The 21,267-nt window shown below is 32.5% G+C and carries 16 protein-coding genes; 11 read left to right on the top strand and 5 right to left on the bottom strand.

Annotated elements, in window-relative coordinates:
* Positions 1–160 precede the first annotated feature (160 nt).
* Together HMPREF2586_RS03100 and HMPREF2586_RS03095 are read right to left on the bottom strand one after the other, a co-directional pair.
* Entirely contained in the window at positions 161–367 is a 207-nt protein-coding gene (locus HMPREF2586_RS03100) for a hypothetical protein (protein ID WP_064209233.1), read from the bottom strand.
* A 151-nt stretch (positions 368–518) separates the two neighbouring features.
* Positions 519–1,940, bottom strand: coding sequence for an SLC13 family permease (locus HMPREF2586_RS03095; RefSeq protein ID WP_064209234.1), 1,422 nt, complete (start codon positions 1,938–1,940; stop codon positions 519–521).
* A gap of 153 nt (positions 1,941–2,093) precedes the next feature.
* On the opposite strand from HMPREF2586_RS03095, the gene HMPREF2586_RS03090 reads away from it, so the two are divergent.
* The 3 genes from HMPREF2586_RS03090 to HMPREF2586_RS03080 all read left to right on the top strand — a co-directional run bounded on the left by HMPREF2586_RS03090 (position 2,094) and on the right by HMPREF2586_RS03080 (position 5,340).
* Positions 2,094–3,290 (top strand): DUF819 family protein, encoded by a 1,197-nt coding sequence (locus HMPREF2586_RS03090; RefSeq protein ID WP_064209235.1) that lies wholly within the window; start codon positions 2,094–2,096, stop codon positions 3,288–3,290.
* Between the two features lie 83 nt (positions 3,291–3,373).
* Positions 3,374–3,946: a sugar O-acetyltransferase gene (locus HMPREF2586_RS03085; RefSeq protein ID WP_046206728.1), complete on the top strand. Its 573-nt coding sequence runs from the start codon at positions 3,374–3,376 to the stop codon at positions 3,944–3,946.
* 377 nt (positions 3,947–4,323) lie between these two features.
* Entirely contained in the window at positions 4,324–5,340 is a 1,017-nt protein-coding gene (locus HMPREF2586_RS03080) for a PTS sugar transporter subunit IIC (protein ID WP_070812630.1), read from the top strand.
* 189 nt (positions 5,341–5,529) lie between these two features.
* Here the strand turns inward: HMPREF2586_RS03080 and HMPREF2586_RS03075 are convergent, their stop codons facing one another.
* Positions 5,530–6,315, bottom strand: coding sequence for a putative hydro-lyase (locus HMPREF2586_RS03075; RefSeq protein ID WP_070658003.1), 786 nt, complete (start codon positions 6,313–6,315; stop codon positions 5,530–5,532).
* 224 nt (positions 6,316–6,539) lie between these two features.
* Complete coding sequence (locus tag HMPREF2586_RS03070; RefSeq protein WP_070658002.1) at positions 6,540–8,231, bottom strand: BCCT family transporter; 1,692 nt, start codon at positions 8,229–8,231, stop codon at positions 6,540–6,542.
* Between the two features lie 172 nt (positions 8,232–8,403).
* On the opposite strand from HMPREF2586_RS03070, the gene HMPREF2586_RS03065 reads away from it, so the two are divergent.
* Positions 8,404–8,841 carry a DUF4064 domain-containing protein gene (locus HMPREF2586_RS03065; RefSeq protein WP_046206732.1) on the top strand — a complete coding sequence of 146 codons (438 nt, stop codon included), beginning with the start codon at positions 8,404–8,406 and terminating at the stop codon, positions 8,839–8,841.
* Positions 8,842–9,177: 336 nt separating this feature from the next.
* On the top strand, positions 9,178–10,722 hold the full coding sequence (gene pruA, locus HMPREF2586_RS03060; RefSeq protein WP_046206733.1) for an L-glutamate gamma-semialdehyde dehydrogenase: 1,545 nt from the start codon (positions 9,178–9,180) through the stop codon (positions 10,720–10,722).
* Between the two features lie 108 nt (positions 10,723–10,830).
* Here pruA and HMPREF2586_RS03055 read toward each other — a convergent pair whose 3' ends face one another.
* On the bottom strand, positions 10,831–11,385 hold the full coding sequence (locus tag HMPREF2586_RS03055; protein WP_070812629.1) for a TetR/AcrR family transcriptional regulator: 555 nt from the start codon (positions 11,383–11,385) through the stop codon (positions 10,831–10,833).
* Positions 11,386–11,533: 148 nt separating this feature from the next.
* On the opposite strand from HMPREF2586_RS03055, the gene HMPREF2586_RS03050 reads away from it, so the two are divergent.
* The 6 genes from HMPREF2586_RS03050 (at position 11,534) to HMPREF2586_RS03025 (ending at position 21,223) form a co-directional block, all read left to right on the top strand.
* Positions 11,534–14,071 (top strand): MMPL family transporter, encoded by a 2,538-nt coding sequence (locus HMPREF2586_RS03050; RefSeq protein ID WP_070812628.1) that lies wholly within the window; start codon positions 11,534–11,536, stop codon positions 14,069–14,071.
* Between the two features lie 357 nt (positions 14,072–14,428).
* The gene (locus HMPREF2586_RS03045; RefSeq protein ID WP_070657999.1) at positions 14,429–16,711 is read left to right on the top strand and encodes a transcriptional regulator AryK; all 2,283 of its coding nucleotides are present in this window, start codon (positions 14,429–14,431) and stop codon (positions 16,709–16,711) included.
* Positions 16,712–17,046: 335 nt separating this feature from the next.
* Positions 17,047–18,444, top strand: coding sequence for an MFS transporter (locus HMPREF2586_RS03040; protein WP_070657998.1), 1,398 nt, complete (start codon positions 17,047–17,049; stop codon positions 18,442–18,444).
* A 76-nt stretch (positions 18,445–18,520) separates the two neighbouring features.
* Positions 18,521–19,696, top strand: coding sequence for a M20 family metallopeptidase (locus tag HMPREF2586_RS03035; RefSeq protein ID WP_064209399.1), 1,176 nt, complete (start codon positions 18,521–18,523; stop codon positions 19,694–19,696).
* 324 nt (positions 19,697–20,020) lie between these two features.
* On the top strand, positions 20,021–20,485 hold the full coding sequence (locus tag HMPREF2586_RS03030; RefSeq protein ID WP_070657997.1) for a hypothetical protein: 465 nt from the start codon (positions 20,021–20,023) through the stop codon (positions 20,483–20,485).
* Between the two features lie 45 nt (positions 20,486–20,530).
* Positions 20,531–21,223 (top strand): alpha/beta hydrolase, encoded by a 693-nt coding sequence (locus tag HMPREF2586_RS03025; RefSeq protein WP_070657996.1) that lies wholly within the window; start codon positions 20,531–20,533, stop codon positions 21,221–21,223.
* Positions 21,224–21,267 lie beyond the last annotated feature (44 nt).

Below are 21,267 nucleotides of genomic sequence, written 5' to 3'. Positions count from 1 at the left end.
CTAAAGTTGAGCATGTATTGTTAATATGATATTTAACATAGAAATGTTAATGATCTAGTTTTGAATTGAGAGATGCTAGGTTGCATGTACATCTATATCTAAAAAGTATGTTAATCATTTATAACTAAGGCATCAAGTTTGATGCATACGTTTTAAAATATTAAAAGAAATCTGAAGGAATGAAATCATCGACATTGATATTTTTTAAAGAGTCAAAGTTAACATTTTCAATATTTTGTAGTATTTCTCCTTCTTTAAATTGTTGATAATAATTTGTAGTTTCTGCTACGATATCGTGATCTTGAAATGTTTTTACGACACCTAAGATTAAGAGGATTGCTATTACCCCTTTGATGATTGTTTTCATAAGTAATGACTCCTTTTAATGATAATACATATATTATAAATGAAAATTTAGTCTGTGACATGCGTCCAGAGTATTTACATACTATCGTACCTTAGTTGTATACGACGTGCTTATGATAATGTATGGTCATCGATTCTAATTAAAGTTTCAATTAGAGACCAAAAGCAATTGGTAACCAGAAATAAGCAAATAGTGATATGACAATAATGGTGAATATATTTAATATAAAACCAGCTTTTACCATATCTTTCATTTCTAATTCATCAGAACTAAATACCGCTGCATTTGGTGGTGTTGAAATGGGCAACATGAAAGCACATGTTGATGATACTGCTACAATACCCATAATTATGAAAGGGTCTTGGCTGATAGCTGCAGCAAATCCAATACTGATTGGCATTAACATATTTGATACGGCTGTATTAGACATTACTTCGGTAAGGAATAAAATGCCAGTCGTAAGCACGATAACAATTAAAATGAGTGGCAACGGTTTTACAACGCCTAGCATACCCCCAAACCACTTTGTTAAACCAGAGTCTTCAAAAGCAGCAGCTAACGAAAGACCGCCACCAAACAATAGTAATATACCCCAAGGGAGTTTGCTCATATCATCCCAAACAAGTAAACCACCTTTGTGGGATTTAGCTGGAATTAAAAATAAAAGCACTGCACCTATCATTGCAATAACTGTATCTGATAAGTGGAGAGAAGATGGAAGCAGGCTACCACAAATCCATAATATACTGACAAATAGAAATACAATACCTGTTAATTTTTCTTCTAGACTCATAGGTCCTAAATCACGTAATGATTTTTTAGCAAAATCAGAAGATATTTGATCTGCATCTTCAATTTTAAAGAGCCATTTTGTCATTAACAAATATAATATGATAAGTAATATAATTGTTAATGGTAATGCAAAAATCATCCATTGTGCAAAAGAAACTGTTCTATTTAAGCTTGAAGAAGCGATTGCAGCAAAAACTGCATTTGGCACTGAGCCAATTAATGTTGCGAGACCACCTATAGAAGCGGAATAAGCGACCGTAAGTAATAAAGCTTTACTGAACTTATGTGCTGACTCAGGCTTTAAAAATTGTGCGTTTTGGATTTCATGTATTAAAGCTAATGCAATCGGTAACATCATTAAGGCTGTTGCAGCATTTGAAATCCACATCGATATAAATGCCGTTGCAATCATGGTACCTAAAATAATCCTATTGCTATTAGAACCCATCATAGCGATAATCGTCATAGCGATACGTTTGTGTAAGTTCCATTTTTCAATTGCCAAGGCAATAATGAAGCCCCCCATATACATAAAGACGATTGGATCAGCATAAGCACTTGCAGCTACTTGTTCGTCTGTGCCTCCACTTAAAGGTAGTAGAATAAGTGGTATGAGTGAAGTAGCCGGAATGGGAATCGCTTCTGTAATCCACCACGTGGCGACAAAAAGTGTTACAGCAAGTACGGCCCTAGGAGCGTCATCTAGCCCAGTAATCTCAGGAATAAAATAAAAAGTAAGAAAAAGCAACGGTCCTAGTATCAAACCAATTTTTTGTTTCATAAAAATCCCCCTTGTTTGTACCCTTGCATTAGTAAGAATATCAAGTTGGAAAAGTAATGACAATTTATTTTTTCAGAAAATTGTAAAAAAATAACTGTTTTATTGTTAGAATAAATTTAATCTTATGCATGCAAAATAAAGGGGAGTGATTTTATGGTTTTGGGTACACTAGTAGGAAAAGATGATACATGGGTATTATGGGCGATTATTATAGTTTGGGCCACAATAAGTATCTTTTTAGAACAACGATATCAATGGGCAAGTACGATTTCAGGAGCGATTATTGCATTGGTAGGAGCGATGTTACTTTCTAACTTTAAAGTTATCCCAACGAGTGCACCAGTTTATGATACCGTGTGGGATTATATTGTTCCTTTATCTATACCGTTGCTACTTTTTAGTTCAAATATATTAAAAATTTGGAAAGAAAGTCGGCGATTGTTATTTATTTTTTTAATTGCGTCAATAGGGACCATGATAGGGACAACTGTAGCTTTTATTATATTAAATCATTCAGTGCCTTATTTATCAAAAATAGGGGCGATGATGACTGGAAGTTACATTGGTGGGGGTGTGAATTTTGCGGCCTTAAGTTCCAAATTAAAAACGCCTGGAGAAATGGTTTCATCCACAGTTGTTGCAGATAATAGTGTCATGGCATTATATTTTCTGTTATTAATTGCTATACCATCCATTCCGTTTATTAAAAAACACTTTAAAACACATTATCATAGTGATCATACACCGGCAACACAACAATCATTTTGGCAACCAAAAAAAATTCAATTATTAGATATCGCATTTTCAATCGCTGCAGCAATAGCAATCGTTGCAATCAGTTTTAAACTTTCTGAATTAATACAACATGTTGTACCTCAAAGTAATTTGCTCTTAACTATACTTGTGTCATTTTTTGGGGATTTCTATCTCTTACTTACAACTTTAACACTTGTCATCGTTGCAATTTGGGGAGACTTCTTTGAAAAATTAGCAGGTGCCTCTGAAATTGGAACATTCTTAATTTATATTTTCTTTGTTGTCATAGGTACACCAGCCTCGTTTGTTACGATTGTAAAAACGGCACCGTTGTTATTTATTTTTGTTATGATAATTTTAATATTTAACTTGGGTTTGAGCTTGTTGTTAGGAAAATTATTGAAATTCAACATTGAAGAGATATTACTTGCAAGTAATGCAACTGCTGGAGGTCCTACTACTGCAGCTGCATTAGCTATTGGTAAAGGTTGGACTGATTTAGTCGGACCTATATTAATTGTAGGTACATTAGGTTATGTGATTGGCAATTATGCAGGTACATTAATGTATCAATGGTTATCTTATATTGCATAGTGGTAAGACAATTATTTAGAAATATCATGACGCGATGATATAGTTAATCTGGTGAATTATTATAGATGAGTGAGGGATGTAATATGAGGGAAAAAGAAAAAATGTTAGCTGGACAATGGTATGACGCAAATTACGATGAAAATTTGGATAAAGAAAGAAATATAGCTAAAGACTTATGCTTTGAATTAAATCAAACGAAACCTAGCAATAAAGCAAAGCGTCAAACTATTTTGAAGGCATTGTTACATGCTGAACCAAATAATTTGGAATTATTAAGTCCATTTTATGTCGATTATGGTTATAACCTTTTTTTAGGTGAACAGGTGTTTATCAATCATGATTGTTATTTTATGGATGGTGGTAAAATTTTTGTGGGCAATCATGTGTTTATTGGACCAAAATGTGGATTTTACACTGCGATACATCCATTAGCATATCAAGATAGAAATCAAGGATTGGAACAAGCGTTACCGATACATATAGGAGATAACGTATGGATTGGCGCAAATGTCATAGTCTTACCTGGAGTAACAATAGGTAATGGCTCTGTAATTGGTGCGGGAAGTGTTGTATCTAAGGATATTCCTGAGAATGTAGTTGCAGTTGGTTCTCCGGCAAAACCAATAAAAACGATTGAAAACAACGCATCGACATGATGATATTAAATATTGAACTTTTTCGATAGGAGTTAGTGACATGATTCAACGTTTGCAACGGATCATGTTACGACTCTTTTTTATTTTTCAACAGGATAAATAAAATATTATTGCGTGAAATTTTAAAATAAATTAAATTTGTTTTAAAAAATGTTCCGCGGAGCTTAATTAGAAATTAATAAAATTGTTCGGAATATAATAAAAAATTATGTTAGAATATATAAATATGGAAATTGAAAAGTTTATATTTTGTGATTTTCAAATATTTTAATATTTATTTTTTGCAAGTAGCTTTGCCATCCATATTTAGAAAGGATTGAACGATTTATTGCACAAATTTATTGTGTGAGCAGTTCAAAGAAAGAGGAGAATGATTCATGGATATTTTAATAGGGACCTTGTTTTTAATCGTTGTACTAGTGTTATTTACATTATTTACATATCGTGCTCCTAATGGCATGCGTGCAATGGGAGCATTAGCTAATGCAGCGATAGCAACATTTTTAGTGGAAGCTTTTCATAAGTATGTTGGTGGAAATCTGTTTGGTATTAAATTTTTAGGAGATCTTGGTGATGCTGCTGGTGGACTTGGCGGTGTGGCAGCTGCAGGTTTGGTAGCTTTAGCAATCGGGGTTTCGCCTGTGTATGCTTTAGTGATTGCAGCAGCTTGTGGCGGTTTAGATTTAATACCAGGATTTGTTGCTGGTTATGCAATTGGTTATTTAATGAAGTTTGCAGAACATAAAGTGCCGGACGGCGTAGATTTAATAGTGGGTATTTTGATTATAGCGCCACTAGCAAGATTAGTAGCTACTGTAATTACGCCATTAGTAAATAATTCATTATTGAAAATTGGGGATATTATTCAAAGTTCCACAGAAATTAACCCGATTATTATGGGTCTTATACTTGGTGGCGTCATTACAGTTGTTGGAACGGCACCATTAAGTTCCATGGCATTGACTGCGTTATTAGGTTTAACTGGGATGCCAATGGCAATTGCAGCCATGGTTTCATTTGCATCATCTTTCATTAACGGTACGATGTTTAATAAACTTAAACTAGGAGATCGTAAATCTAGAATTGCAGTTTGTATTGAACCATTATCACAAGCAGATGTTGTGTCAGCCAATCCAGTACCCGTCTATACCGCTAACTTTATTGGTGGTGCTTTAGCAGGTGCGGTGATAGCATCATCAGGTATGATTAATGATGCGACAGGTACAGCTACCCCGCTCGCAGGTTTTCTTGTTATGTTCGGTTTCAATAACCCGATAAAAATAATTATTTATGGCGCCATTGTAGGTGTTATAGGTTTAATCGTAGGATATGTATGTTCAGTTTGGTTTAAAAATTATCCAGTCGTTTCGAAAGAAGAGATAGAAGCACGATAATGCTACGTTATAAGTAAATGATGTAAATGTTAATCTTAAAATAGTCAACCGTGTTTCATACTGATCATAAAAACCATTAAAAAATGAAAAGCAGCATATAGCAGCCATTTAGTATTTGTGGATGCTATCATGCTGCTTTTTAAATTTCCATCAGTAAAATTAGTGTGTAAAAATGTGTATCATGTGAAATTAATCGCTTAACTGACTATCTGGGACGTCAGTGATAAACATATGTCCTGGTGCATGTGTAATCATCAATTCTGGTTTAGCATCTAACGCAACAGATTGAGGCGTAACACCACAACCCCAAAATACTGGTACTTCATTTTCTTTAATCGTGACAGGTTCGCCAAAATCAGGATTTGTTATGTTTTCGATGCCAATTGTTGATGGATCTCCTATATGTATTGGCGTACCATGAACATTTTTAAAGTGTGTCGTAATTTCTGTTGCTTTTATAGCTTGTTGCATAGTCATCGGTCTCATACTAACAGTGATATTTCCTGAGAAATGGCCACTTGGTGCGGCTGGAATATTTGTTATATACATTGGAACATTATGTTCTTCTTCAATGTGACGTATTGGTAGACCCGCCTCCAACAAAGCATGCTCAAAAGTGAAGCTGCAGCCAATCAAAAAACTGACCATGTCATCATTAAATAAATGAGATATGTCAGTAGGAGATTCTACTAATTCGCCATAACGGTATACTTTATATTGTGCTACTTCATTTGTGATGTTAGCTTCTTTACCATAAGTAGGAAAAGAGGTTGAACCAATTTCTGAAACATCTAAAAGTGGGCATGTTTTTGGATTTCTGAAACAGAATTTTAAAAAATCATATGCATAAATAGAGGGTAATATGACTACATTAGCTTGGACATAACCTTTAGCCATTCCGCTTGTATGACCTGTAAGTTCATTTTTACTAATCATTTTTCTTAATATACTTGGGTGTTGGTTTTGTAAATTCATTAAGTGTTCATCCCCTTAAATTTAACGTCTTAGCTACATTTTAGCAAAAAGTAGCATATAAGTTGTATAAAATGTTCAGAATCTTTTGGAAAATATAAATAGACATCGTATTGAAATTAAAGTACATTTGGATTTCAATACGATGTCCGTTTGTGATATTTAATACTCAATTAAACAATGGTAATTTATTGGGTCAGCTGGATGAGTTTAAACAGTATGATAGATTAATCATCTTTGTTTTTGGTATCTTTATCATGGTTTTTGCCATTATCGTTATGATTACTTGGTTCATTTTCTTCTATCGGGGAATCCTCATCGGTTTCTAAATGATTTGTTTCGCGTTCTTCTAGTGGTATAGAATAATCTTTATCATCATTGATGTAGGTCATTTTAAAGTGTTCCGTTGGTTCTCTTCTCAATGCACGCATTAGAGAAAAAATCATGAGTAATAAAATAATTGAAAATGGTAGACCTGTTACAACTGAGGCAGTTTGTAAACTCGTTAAACCACCTGCAATTGTCATAGAAACAGATATAGCACCAATTAATATGCCCCAAATAATTTTATGTTTGATTTTAGGATTAGCAATACCACCAGTTGCCATACCCGCAACAATATGTGTAGTAGAATCAGCACTTGTAATGATAAATATAAAGATAAGTGCGATTGCTAATGCACTTGTGATGTCAGCGATAGGAAATTTGGATAATAATTCAAAAAGAGCAACAGTATAATCCTTGTCGACAATATTAGCGATATTGTCGTTACCATTCAATGCTATTTTAACAGCTGTACCACCAAATCCAGCTATCCAAGTAAATGAAATTAAAGGTGGGATAATTAATACACCAATAACAAATTCTCTAATCGTTCTACCGCGAGAGACACGAGCTACGAAACCACCAATAAATGGTGACCAAGATATAACCCATGCCCAATAGAAAACAGTCCATTGTTGTATCCAACTGTTATCGCCTGTATATGGGCTGATGCGTAAACTATATTCAATGAAATGACGTAGATAATCACCGATTGCTAATGTATAAGATTCTAAAATAAATTTAAAATCACCAAAAATAAACATGAAGATAAGTAATATTGCGCCTAAGCCAATATTGATATTACTTAACCATTTTACACCTCTATTTAAACCAGTAATCGCTGATGTTAAAAAAATACCTACCATTAAAATAGTGATTGATATTTTGGTAATATTATTGTTAGGAACGTTAAAGACATGTTGTAGCCCACCACTAATTTGCATAATACCTAAACCAATAGATGTGGCAATCCCCATTACTGTAGCTATAATGGCTAATACATCTATCACATTTCGATATGGTCGTTTATAAGATTCACCAAATACAGGTTCCATCGCCGTTGAAATGAGACCATCACGTTTTTTTCTAAATTGGAAGTACGCCACTGTTAAACCGGCAATTGCGAAGATAGACCATTGAGAAATACCCCAATGAAAAAAAGTATAGCCCATAGCAACACGCGCTGATTCTGATGAAGCGTCTGGCGTTTTTCCAGGAAATGGAGAATGTAAATAATGCGTTAATGGTTCTGCTACACCCCAAAATACAATGCCGACACCCAAACCTGCAGAAAAGAGCATCCCAATCCAAGACATCATAGAAAATTCAGGAGCTTCATTATCATCACCCAATTTAAAGCGACCATAACGTGAAATGGCTAACGCAATTAAAAATATATCTAAAATAAAAATAATTACTAAAAACAGCCATCCAAAACTATTTGCTATATAATCGTAGACTTGTTGTGCGTGATTACCAAAACTTTTAGGGAAAATACCTGCAATTAATGTTATAAGCACAATAATTGCAACAGATATCATATAAACAAGATTTCTATGTTTCTTCTTTCTGTCGTGTGCATTTTTGTCACTCATAATAGTGTTAAATCATCCCTTTGTTTTCATTTATATTAAGAAATTACCCTAATACAATGACACTATTCATTGAAAATGCTAGCGAATATTATAATATGGATGACGTTGCATGATTCATATTTTTGTGGGTATAGAACATATGAAAAATTATAAATTGCAAAGGAGGTTGCATATGAAACGTACTTTGGAAAAAGTACTAATTTGGCTAGGAATTTTCATACAATTTGTACTGATTTTTTTAATGGCTATTGCTGCACCATTTTTAAACGATCGGAGTTTTAAACGTTCATTAATGGGTTCTTTTAAAAATCAAGATGCTATTAGCGATAATTTAACTCAAACAGAAACATCACAATTATTAGATAGTATTAGTCAATTATTTATCGTTGCTTTAGGCTTAGTTATTGTAACGACAATCTTAGCATTAATATTTGTTTTATTAATCAAGAAGATACCAAAAACTGCAGGTGTTGTATTTATATTACTTGCAATTGTCTGTGTGTTTACATTAAATATATTTACAGCATTGTTATGGCTAATTGCAGGCATCATACTGTTAGTTAAAAAACCACATAAACATAATAAAAGTCAAAAAGTACATAAAAATTAAATATTGTTTGTTGACTTGATAAATGTCATTATTCAACGATGGTTGAATTGAATGGACGTTGTAACAATTTTAATGTGACATTATACGAATTAAACACTTTCTTTAAGTTCATAAATGTAAAAAATTTAAAGAAAGTGTTTTTTGAAGTCAATTGAACGATATAAATCAAGCGCAATACAGTTTTTAAAAGTAAAAGTTAGACATAAAATACGATTTATTTTTATAAAAGTTATTGTAAGCGATTGCATTTGTTGTGTGATACCTATACAATGAAAATAAGAATGGAATTTTTCCATTTTAGTTTTCTATTTACAAACTTACATGGGGGTAGAAAAAATGGTTGTCAACTATACAAATGAACCAGGCATTGACTTTACTGATAATAGCAATGTCGAATCATTCAAAGAAGCATTAAAGAAAGTTAAAGGTGAATTAAATCAAAAACTTCCGTTAGTGATTAATGGGGAGAAAATTTTTACTAAGGATACATTTCAGTCTATCAATCCTGCGAACACTTCTGAAGTTATTGCTGAAGTATCAAAAGCTACAACAAAAGAAGTAGATAAAGCTTTTGATGCAGCTAATGAAGCTTATAAATCTTGGAAACGTTGGACGCACAGAGATCGTGCTGAATTTTTAATTAGAGTTGCAGCTATTATTAGACGACGCAAAGAAGAAATATCAGCAGTGATGGTGTATGAAGCTGGTAAACCATGGGATGAAGCAGTTGGTGACGCAGCTGAAGGTATTGATTTTATCGAATATTATGCTAGATCAATGATGGAATTAGCAGACGGTAAACCAGTATTAGATAGAGAAGGCGAACACAATAAATATTTTTATAAACCAATTGGTACTGGGGTAACAATCCCACCATGGAACTTCCCATTTGCAATTATGGCGGGTACTACTTTAGCGCCAGTTGTTGCTGGTAATACAGTTCTTTTAAAACCTGCAGAAGATACCCCGTTAACAGCGTATAAATTAATGGAAGTATTAGAAGAAGCAGGTTTACCAAAAGGTGTTGTGAATTTTGTACCAGGTGATCCAAAAGAAATTGGCGATTATCTTGTTGATAGTGTTCATACGCACTTTGTTACGTTTACAGGTTCACGCGCAACAGGTACACGAATCTTTGAAAGAGCTGCAAAAGTTCAAGAAGGACAACAATTTTTAAAACGTGTTATCGCTGAGATGGGCGGTAAAGATGCGATTGTTGTTGATAAAGAGATCGATACAGACTTGGCAGCAGAATCTATTGTTTCATCAGCGTTTGGCTTCTCAGGTCAAAAATGTTCTGCTTGTTCACGTGCGATCGTTCATCAAGATGTGTATGATGAAGTATTAGAAAAAGCAGTTAAACTTACACAAGATTTAACTTTAGGAAATACAGAAAATAACACTTCAATGGGACCAGTTATTAACCAAAAACAATTTGATAAAATTAAAAATTATATCGAAATTGGTAAAAAAGAAGGTAAGTTAGAACAAGGTGGCGGTACAGATGGTGCTACTGGTTACTTTGTTGAACCTACGATTTTCTCTGGACTTAAATCAAGCGATCAAATCATGCAAGAAGAAATCTTTGGGCCTGTTGTTGGTTTTGTAAAAGGAAAAGATTTTAATGAGTTATTAGAAATCGCTAATGACACAGATTATGGATTAACAGGTGCAGTTATTACTAATAATCGCGAAAACTGGATTGAAGCTGTTAAAGAATATGACGTTGGTAACTTATACCTAAACCGTGGTTGTACTGCAGCGGTTGTTGGTTATCATCCTTTTGGTGGTTTCAAAATGTCTGGTACAGATGCAAAAACAGGTAGCCCAGATTATCTATTACATTTCTTAGAACAAAAAGTTGTTTCAGAAATGTTTTAATTGTTAACAATCGGCTAGGATAACATTTCTAGTAAAATAAAGATTCTGGGATAAATCCCAGAAAAATAGCACTCAGATGATTTATTCAATTCATCTGAGTGCTTCTTTTTATTCATCATTAACTTGAATATTAATCATTTTATGAAAAAGTGCATCAATGGCTTCATACGACATATTACTATTATGTTCACCCATCCATTCCATAAAACCGTATAAAGTCGCACCGTAAACATAAAATACTAAATCTATTGGAACGCTTTGGTCAACCGTTATCCGATGTTCGTTTGCTTTAATATCATTTTGCAGTATACGGATAAAATGATTTTCAACTGTACGTTCAAATTCTTTATCGTCTTCTTGTTTATGCTTTATTTTACTAAAATCGTCAATGTGTGTGACGGATTGTTCCATGCTAGTAAAAGGGTTATTGATACGATCTTTAATATCTGTGGAAAAGTAATCTTGAGTTAAGTAAGTCATTAAATAAATAAGTAAATCGTATTTATCATAGAAATGCTTATAGAAGGTTGTACGATGAACTAACGCTTCATTGCAAATTTGATTAACAGAAATAGTTGAAAACGCATATTTTTCTAATAGTACATATAAGCTTTGAGATAATGCCCGTTTTGTTTTGATTACACGCAAATCTTTTTCATTCATTCTACAATTCTCCTAATCTGTAGTTTAAATATACGAAATTGGATATTTAGTTCTTTTTTAAATAGGGTAAATCATTATAAGATGTCAATAGAAATAATCTACAGTATATGTATAAACTATAACGTTGATTAATTAAGGAGGCAATAGTTTGGCGAAATTTTTATACAAATTAGGTTCATTTGTTGCAAAGCACAAATGGTGGAGTGTTGTTGCTTGGGTGATTATTCTTGCAGCAATTATTATACCGCTTACAATAAGTTCACCTAAGTTTGATAATGATATAACTATGAATGGATTACAGTCATTAGATACGAATGACAAAATAGAAGACGAATTTGGGCAAGACAGTGAGAAAGCTCAAATTAGAGCAGTCTTTAAAAGTGATTCAGATAATGGCATAGTGAAGCAAGATATGACTAAAGATATCAAAGATACATTGAAAGATATTAAAGATGATGATGGAGATATTAAAAATATCTCAGACCCTTATGACAATAAACAAATCAGTGAGGATAAATCGACAGCCATCGCAGATATTAATTATGATGTGTCTGCAACGTCATTAAAAGAAGATTCAAAAGATAAAGTGAAAGACCAAGTTGAAAAATTAGAAGATGAGCATAACGTACAAGTAGAACTGATGGGTACAGGTATGGAATCGACTGAAATTGGCGGTTCTTCTGAATTAATCGGAGTGATTGTCGCATTTGTTGTACTTCTAATTACGTTTGGATCGTTTATTGCAGCAGGTATGCCAATCATTAGTGCTTTACTTGGTTTAGGCACGGGTGTAGGTATCATATCGTTATTGACGTATGCATTTGATATTCCAAATGTTACTTTAACATTAGCGGTTATGATTGGTTTAGCAGTAGGTATCGATTATGCACTATTTATTTTATTTAGATATCGTCAAATTGTTAAAAGCGAACCAAATCATATTAAAGCAATAGGTTTAGCTGTAGGAACTGCAGGTAGTGCAGTCATCTTTGCAGGTGTTACAGTCATTATTGCTGTTTGTGGATTATCACTTGTTGGTATAGATTTCCTAGCCGTAATGGGCTTCGCTTCTGCAATTAGTGTATTTGTCGCAGTGATTAGTGCATTAACTTTATTACCAGCATTGATTAGTATTTTCCATAAGCAAATTCATCCTAAACAAACGAAAACTGAGTTTGAGGGAGATGTAGATACGAAATGGTCCAAATTTGTAGTTGGAAAACCACTTGCAGCAGTGCTTATTGGACTTATTATCTTAGTTGTAGCTGCTATACCGATTAATGATATGCGTTTAGGTATACCTGATGATGGTATGAAACCAGCGGATACAACTCAGAAAAAAGCATATGATATTGTATCTGATAAGTTTGGAGAAGGATATAATGGTCAAATTGCAATGCTTGTCAATGTGAAAGATCAAAATGATAATCCTGAAGCGTTGCAAAAAGACTTACAAAGCTTGAGCAAAGATATTAAAGATATGGATAATGTGAAAATGGTTGCACCGCCACAATTAAGCAAAAATAAAGATTATGCATTAGTAGCGGTAATTCCTGATAAAGGTCCAAATGCTAAATCTACCAATGATTTAGTTCATGATTTGAGAGATTATAATGATGATGCGAGAGACAAATATAATTTCAAAACTGAAGTATCTGGACAAAGTGTAATTAATATAGATATGTCGCAAAAACTAAATGAAGCTATCCCATTATTTGCTGGCGTAATCGTAGCATTAGCGTTCGTACTATTAATGGTTGTCTTCCGTTCTATCATTATTCCACTAAAAGCAGTTCTAGGTTTCGTCCTTTCTTTAGTGGCAACATTAGGCTTTACGACTTTAATAATGCAAGAAGGATTTATGTCTGAACTGTTTGGCGTAGATACAACGGGACCATTACTAGCTTTCTTACCGGTTATTACAATTGGCTTGCTCTTTGGTCTGGCGATGGATTACGAAGTATTTCTTATGTCTCGTATTCATGAAGAGTACAGTAAAACAGGTAATAATGAGCACGCGATTAAAGTAGGTATTAAAGAAAGTGGTCCAGTCGTTGTTGCGGCAGCACTTATTATGTTCAGTGTGTTTATTGCATTCGTCTTCCAAGATGATGTAATGATTAAATCTATGGGATTATCACTTGCATTTGGTATATTGTTTGATGCATTTATCGTACGTTTATTATTGATTCCTGCGTTGACACAATTATTTGGAAAAGCGTCTTGGTATATGCCTGCATGGTTATATAGAATATTACCTCACGTAGATATTGAAGGGCATGCTTTACAAGGCGAGATGCCTGCATCTAATTATGCACATATCAATCAGTCTGCTGGTAATGATAGTTATGATCGTACATTTAGCATCCGCAAACAACAAAACACATATAATGAAGAAAATAATACAATATCTGTGGATCAAAAAACGAAAATGTTATATAACGAAATTGCACAACAAACAACGCAACGTGCATTTTTATATGAAGCTTTAAAATCATATAAAAAAGATTTAGCACAGTCGCAAAATGAAAGTGAACAATCAACATCCTTCGCTACACACGAAGAGAATAAAAACGAAAGTACGCGTGGCCGTGAAGATGATGAAATTGTTAAGCTATTAGCACAACAAAGTGAAAACATTCGACATTTAAATGAACTAATTGAAAAAACAATTAATAAAAAGTAAAAATTCCGGGAATTAACACTGTTCTCAGAAAAATACTAATCCGTTGTGTACGGATTAGTATTTTTTTTATTTATAATATTCCTAGAGCTAAAGTTTTTTTAAAAGTCTGTTGGAGTATCGTTCGATTCTGTACCTACTTCACTTGAAGTGTTAAAGTATACCAGTTTAACACACTTTAACATCGTTTTAGCATATCCATAAATTAGCAAGATATATTAAGCACATAAATGACCGTCAACAAAATCAGAGACTTTATTTGAAGATAGGTAGATTTTTGTCCAATTAACGACAAATTAAAATCAAAATAGCAAATACGCACTTATTTTATTAAAATATATTTTAATAAAGAGGTGTGTTATGGAAAAATTTTATGATATCGAATTTAATCCAAGCAATAATTCAGTATTTAATTTTAATGATGGTGTACGTATCGTTCTCGTATTAAAAAATAAATTAAAATTTGTCAGTGGGACTAGTATTCATAAATTTCAAGCAGGTGATGTTTTTATTATCAATCATCGAGAGCGTTATCGACTGATTGAGGAGGATGACACTTTATATACCGCTATTCATTTGAAAGCATCGTATTTAAAACAATATATCAGTGATTATAATGATAAAGTATATATTTTAAATTCCCAGACATTGCAAAACGTCATTTATCAACAAATTCTGAATGTTGTGGCTAAGATAGGTGTCGTCTATATTCGAAAAGGTAAATTTTATAGATTATATATGGAACAACTGTTAATTGACTTAATGTTTATGATTGTAAGATATTTACCAGCTTATGAAAATATAAATCATGAACATCATGTCAATGATCATCGTCTAGCATTTGTATGTAAATATATTGAAAGAAATTTCACCAAACCAATCACATTAAGTGAAGTAGCTGAAAAGGTGCATTTAAGTCACACATATTTGTCTAAATTATTTACAAAACATATGGGTATCGGTTTCAATCACTATGTTAACCATATTAGAATTGAACATTGTAAAAATGACTTAATACAAACAGATGATGCTATTACTCAAATTGCTTTTAAAAATGGCTTTAGTAACTCTAATATGCTGTTGAAATATTTTAAATTAGACACAGCATTAACGCCTTCGCAATATAGAAAAAAATATCAGGTAGAAGATATAGTGAGCACCGCCGAAAAAACCACTGAGTCAGAAAACTATCAAATGTATCTATACTATTTAAATTCTTATATACAACAAACGCTAGGTACTATGATCCAATCCCCCTATAATCAAAAAGTTATTGATATTACATTGAATTACGATCAAACACACGATTTATCAGATTATAACCATGTGATTCAAATTGGTAGTTTTGATACATTGCGTCTTCAAAGATACAGAAAACAACTGATAGAAGTGCAACAATTTTTAGGCTTGGATCATGTTTTGATCAAAGATCCTATTTTAAAAGGCTACATTGATCATAAAGTTATTGAAAGTGATGAACTTATTCCTACTATGCATCCTTATATGAAAGTAGATGAATGCTTAAGTTTTTTATTTGAACATCACATAGGTTTAGGAATTGAAATTGATCCTCCAACATTACCATCCCAATTTGCGGAATATACAAAAGAATTAAGATTTTTATTAGAGCATATTTATAATACTGTGCCGAATAGACAACAATTCAAATTAGTCATTTACTTGAAGGGCAAAAAAGCCAATATGCTATTAAAAATAATAATGTTATTTAAGGAATACTTTGAACATACTCAGATTATACTTAATACGGATATCACTGATATTAATGAAGTGACAACTGCCCAACAAATCTTGGATAGTTCCAGTGAAAATGTTGATAGTATAGCGTTTAGCGCAAACCAAAATGATATTATTAATTTCAAATCAATTGAAAGTCAACAGTATGATTTAGCTAAAAGACATATCATAGAACAGTATAATAAGATCACTGAACGATTTAATATAAAAGGAAAAGATGTTTCAATTGTCCTACTTAATTGGAACACTTTAACAGGTAATACAAGCCTTACAAATGGTGAATATTTTAGAGCAGGTATCATATTTGAGCAATTGATTGATATGAATCATCAAATTAACGCAATTGGCTATTGGCTCAATCACGAATTACACCATCAATATAATTCAAATGAGGTTACTTCTGAATTAAATGGTATTGATTTATATCATCAGTTTGATGGAAAAAGACCTGCATTTTTTACAAGTATGTTTTTTAAAAAATTATTTAATCAAGTACTTTTTAAAAATGAAGACTGTATGGTTGTAGGACAGAGTGATCATTTTCAAATCGTAATATGGGATGCAGAACATTACAATCCATATTATATGACGAATGAACAAACAGATTATTTAAGTCATAAAGAGTATCAACTCAATATATTAAATGCTACTACTGGATCATATAAAATAAAACATTTAACACTAGATAAAAATAATGGTGCGCTTTATCAAGTTTGGCAACAGTACAATACACAACATGGTATGGATATAGAAACAATTAATTATGTGAATAGAATCTCTTATCCTAAATTAGATGTCAGTGAAGTTGATGTCGTAGATACGATATCTTATCATTTGAAATTACAAACCAACGCCATACAGATAATTGAATTTAAAAAATACTTTTAATTATATTTATAGAGAAAAAATACAATATGATTCGCTGAGTAGTATGTTTGACGATAAAATGGTCATCCAATTTGTTTAATGTTAAATGCAAAATGACAAAAATAGCATAGTCCATTTTTGTCATTTAAAACTACAAATGCTATTTAGAAAATAATCGATACTAAAACCACAATTATTATATATTTTAGCAAAATATATCCGACTACTATATTTTATAGAGAGGATAGCAAGTATCATTTATTGATTTATTGAAAATGTCGAGAGATAAGTACATTTTCCAACTAAGCTAATCTTCCCTATTTGTCATTTTAAAAATATTTTAGGAGGATGAACAAATGACGCAACAGGGAAATACGAAGAGTTATCAAGGTGACAACAAATTAATATTAGGTATTGTATTAGGGGTTGTCACTTTTTGGCTATTTGCGCAATCTTTATTAAACGTAGTTCCTACGTTACAACAATCATTTAATAGTAATATTGGTACAATCAGTATTGCTGTTAGTATTACAGCATTATTCTCAGGGATGTTTGTTGTTGGTGCAGGAAGTCTAGCGGATAAAGTAGGACGTGTGAGAATAACATATTTTGGTTTATGGTTAAGTATCATTGGTTCTTTATTGATTATAATTAGTAATCTACCAATATTACTTATCATAGGAAGGGTAATTCAAGGTTTATCAGCAGCAGCAATCATGCCTTCAACTTTAGCAATTATGAAGACATATTTTGAAGGTAAAGATAGACAGCGTGCACTGAGTTATTGGTCGATTGGTTCATGGGGTGGCTCAGGTTTAGCATCCTTATTCGGTGGTATGGTTTCAACTTTTATTGGTTGGAGATGGATTTTTATTTTATCTATCATTGTTGCACTAATTGCAATGTTATTAATAAAAGGGACACCGGAAACGAAATCTGATAGTACAACAAACTTGAAATTTGATTTTACTGGGCTAATTCTTTTTGTAGTTATGATGTTAAGTATTAATGTCGTGATTACGCAAAGTGGTACATTTGGCATGCTTTCACCTATAATAATAGGATTGCTTATTGTATTTATTATCACAACTATAGCTTTTGTCATAGTTGAAAACAAAAAGCATAATCCATTAATTGATTTTAAATTATTTAAAAATAAAGCTTATACAGGCGCGACATTATCCAATTTCTTACTTAATGGTGTTGCAGGTGCCTTGCTGGTAGCCAATACATTCGTTCAAAAAGGTATAGGTTTCAACGCATTCCAAACAGGACTTTTATCGATTACATATTTGGTTACTGTATTGTTGATGATTAGAGTCGGTGAAAAAGTTTTACAAAAAGTGGGTGCTAAAAAACCGATGTTGTTAGGTACAACATTTAATATGGTTGGTATTATTTTAATATCATTTACATTTTTGCCAAGCGCACTATATGTCGTAGTATGTATCATAGGTTATTTACTATATGGATTAGGTTTAGGTTTTTATGCGACACCTTCTACAGATATGGCGATATCTAATTCTCCTGAAGATAAAGTTGGTGTAGCTTCGGGTATTTATAAAATGGCTTCCTCATTAGGTGGTGCGTTTGGTATAGCTTTATCAGGAGCATTATATGGCGTTGTTACAGAATCTACAAATGTGAAATTTGGAGCGATGGCTGGTTTATGGCTAAATGTATTAATGGCATTGCTTTCATTCGTTATTATTCTTTTAGCTGTGCCATCATTTAAGAAACAAAATAAAGCATAATTCAATATTACAACGTTGTCATTTGAAAAGTATATAATGACATTAAGGTATCGTATATTTCATTGGAGGAATGATTATCATGAAACAACTGATTGAAAAATTGAAAGAAAAAGAAGCACGTATGATTGAGATACGTCGATACTTACATCAACACCCAGAACTATCATTTTGTGAAAAAGAAACACCTAAGTATATAGAGTCGTTTTATGAAGGTAAAGATTGTAAGGTTGAAACGAATGTAGGACCAAATGGTTTGAAAGTTATTATAGATAGCGGTAAACCAGGTAAGACAATCGCAATTCGTGCTGACTTCGATGCTTTACCAATTCAAGAAGATACGGGTCTAGCATTTTCTTCTAAAAATGATGGTGTGATGCACGCATGTGGGCATGATGCACATACTGCATATATGTTGATTCTTGCAGAGACACTTATTGAAATGAAAGACCAATTTAATGGTAAAGTGGTTGTTATACATCAACCTGCCGAAGAAGTACCTCCTGGTGGTGCTCAGTCAATGATTAAAGATGGTGTTTTAGATGGTGTTGATCACGTACTAGGTGTTCACGTCATGAGTCATATGCCTGCAGGTAATATCTATTATCGAGAAGGAAATGTACAAACTGGGCGTGACTTCTTTAAGCTTAAAGTCAATGGTCAAGGCGGACATGGCTCTTCGCCACATACAGCAAATGATAGTATTGTAGCAGGTGCATATTTTGTAAATGCTTTACAGACCGTTGTTTCCAGACGCTTAAATCCATTTGAAACAGGTGTTGTTACCATAGGTTCATTTGATGGTAAAGGACAATTCAATGTGATTAAAGATAGTGTTGAAATAGAAGGTGACGTACGTGCGTTAACAGATGATACTAAAAACACAATTAAAAAAGAAGTGACGCGTTTGTCAGATGGATTGGAAGCGATGTTTGGTGTCAAATGTGAATTAGACTACCATGATGATTACCCAGCATTGTACAATGATCCTGAGTTTACAAAATTTGTTGTAGACACAATAAAAGAAGCGGATACTGATGCCATTAAAAATGTTGAAAGATGTGAACCACAACCGCCTTCAGAAGATTTTGCTTACTATGCAAAAACAATTCCAGGCACATTTATTTATGCTGGTGCTGCACCAGAAAATGGTGAAATCCATCCCCACCATCATCCTAAATTTAATATCAGTGAAAGTTCAATGCGAGTTTCTGCAGAAGCAGTAGGATTAACAGTATTAAATTATCTTAAATAATACAATTACTTATGAAAGCTACCATACATTTCTATTGCCGTAGAATGCATGATTTACGATAGTAGAATATTGATTAGTATGATAAACCTAATTAATATTTATGATTAAAAAACGGGCGCATACGAGGTTTATTACTTGATAAACCATACGTATACACCTGTTTTTTTGTTGTATAAATCACACGTTGATATAGGACAAAAATAAAATTACATTAAATAACTAATGAGGTTTTTCGCTAATTAAAAATTGATCATGATAACAAAAGGTTTAATATTAGGTCATTTAGTGTATATGTAAATTGAAAAAAAGAAAGGAATGATTACATTGAATGGCGAGAAAAAAACAAACGCCCTGTTAGAAGATTATCAAAAGCAATTAAAGAAATTATTTAAGTATGATAAAGCAAACGCACTGAGTTTTGATAATGAAAGTAGAAGTAAAGTCGCAGAACAAAAAGGTGTTTTTGTAATTTTTGAAAATAAAAAACCAATATTTGTTGGGCAAGCTGGTGGATTTATGACTGGCTTTAAATTTACACAAAAAGATTTATCTGACAAATTAGGCCAATTTAATTCAGCTTCAGACGCTGGTACTGCAAAATTTAGAAAAGTGTATTTAGCGCATCATGGTTTAGATGAAGCAGAAATGAAAAATATTAAGGCAAGTGAAAAAAATTTAAAGTTTCAATACATTAAGGTTAAAGATAATTTAGCTTTTATCAATATTTTAGAAATTTTAGCATTAGAATATGCTAAGAAAAATAAAATAAACTTATTTAATTTTTCTTAGTTAAAATCTATGTGTATTTGAACTGCTGAGAAAGTGGTGATTAAAATGAATATTGGAACATTTAAAATTCATTTTCAACAACATGATATTTTTGTGAAATTGCCCAAAGCATACGATGAAGCAAAAGAAAGTGGTTATTCACTTATATTAGTGCAAGATGGAGACGAGTTATTTAAAGATATTGAGCGAGATATGATATTGGTTGGAGTACAGTCCAACAATAGAAATCAGGATTATAGCCCATGGGAAACGGTTGTAGATGGGGTTCATTATAAAGGGGAAGCGGATGCTTATATTTTATGGATGACTAAGCATTTGCTTCCTTATTTAAGAAAATGTTTTAATATATCACAAAGAAACGAAGATATCTGTATAGCTGGCGCTTCACTAGGTGGATTACTTGCTTTGTATACATTATTTAAAAGTCCAGAAAATTTTGGCAGCTACATATTAATATCACCTTCTGTATGGTACCCAGGATTTGTACAGTTTATGAAACAACAAACCGTTATTAAAGATGACAAACAAATTTATTGGTATGTCGGAGCGCTCGAAGGACAACAACAATTTAGCATGAAACAAGAGATGTTTGTTCGAACAGAATTCGCTGTAGATATATTAAGTGAATTACTGTTTTCTGACAAAGCAATGTTTTATTATACTACTAATAGGAACGGTAAACACAATGTATTGTATTTTAAAAGCTATTTTGCTAAAGCAATTAAGAAATTATTTTGATATTGTCAATTTTAAGAAAAAATTAAGTATTTAGTTTAAATTAT

The organism is Staphylococcus sp. HMSC034G07 (assembly GCF_001835975.1).
Classification (GTDB): Bacteria; Bacillota; Bacilli; order Staphylococcales; family Staphylococcaceae; genus Staphylococcus; species Staphylococcus ureilyticus.
Note: the sequence above shows the minus strand (reverse complement) of the source record. Positions and strands in the feature narration are given on the sequence as shown.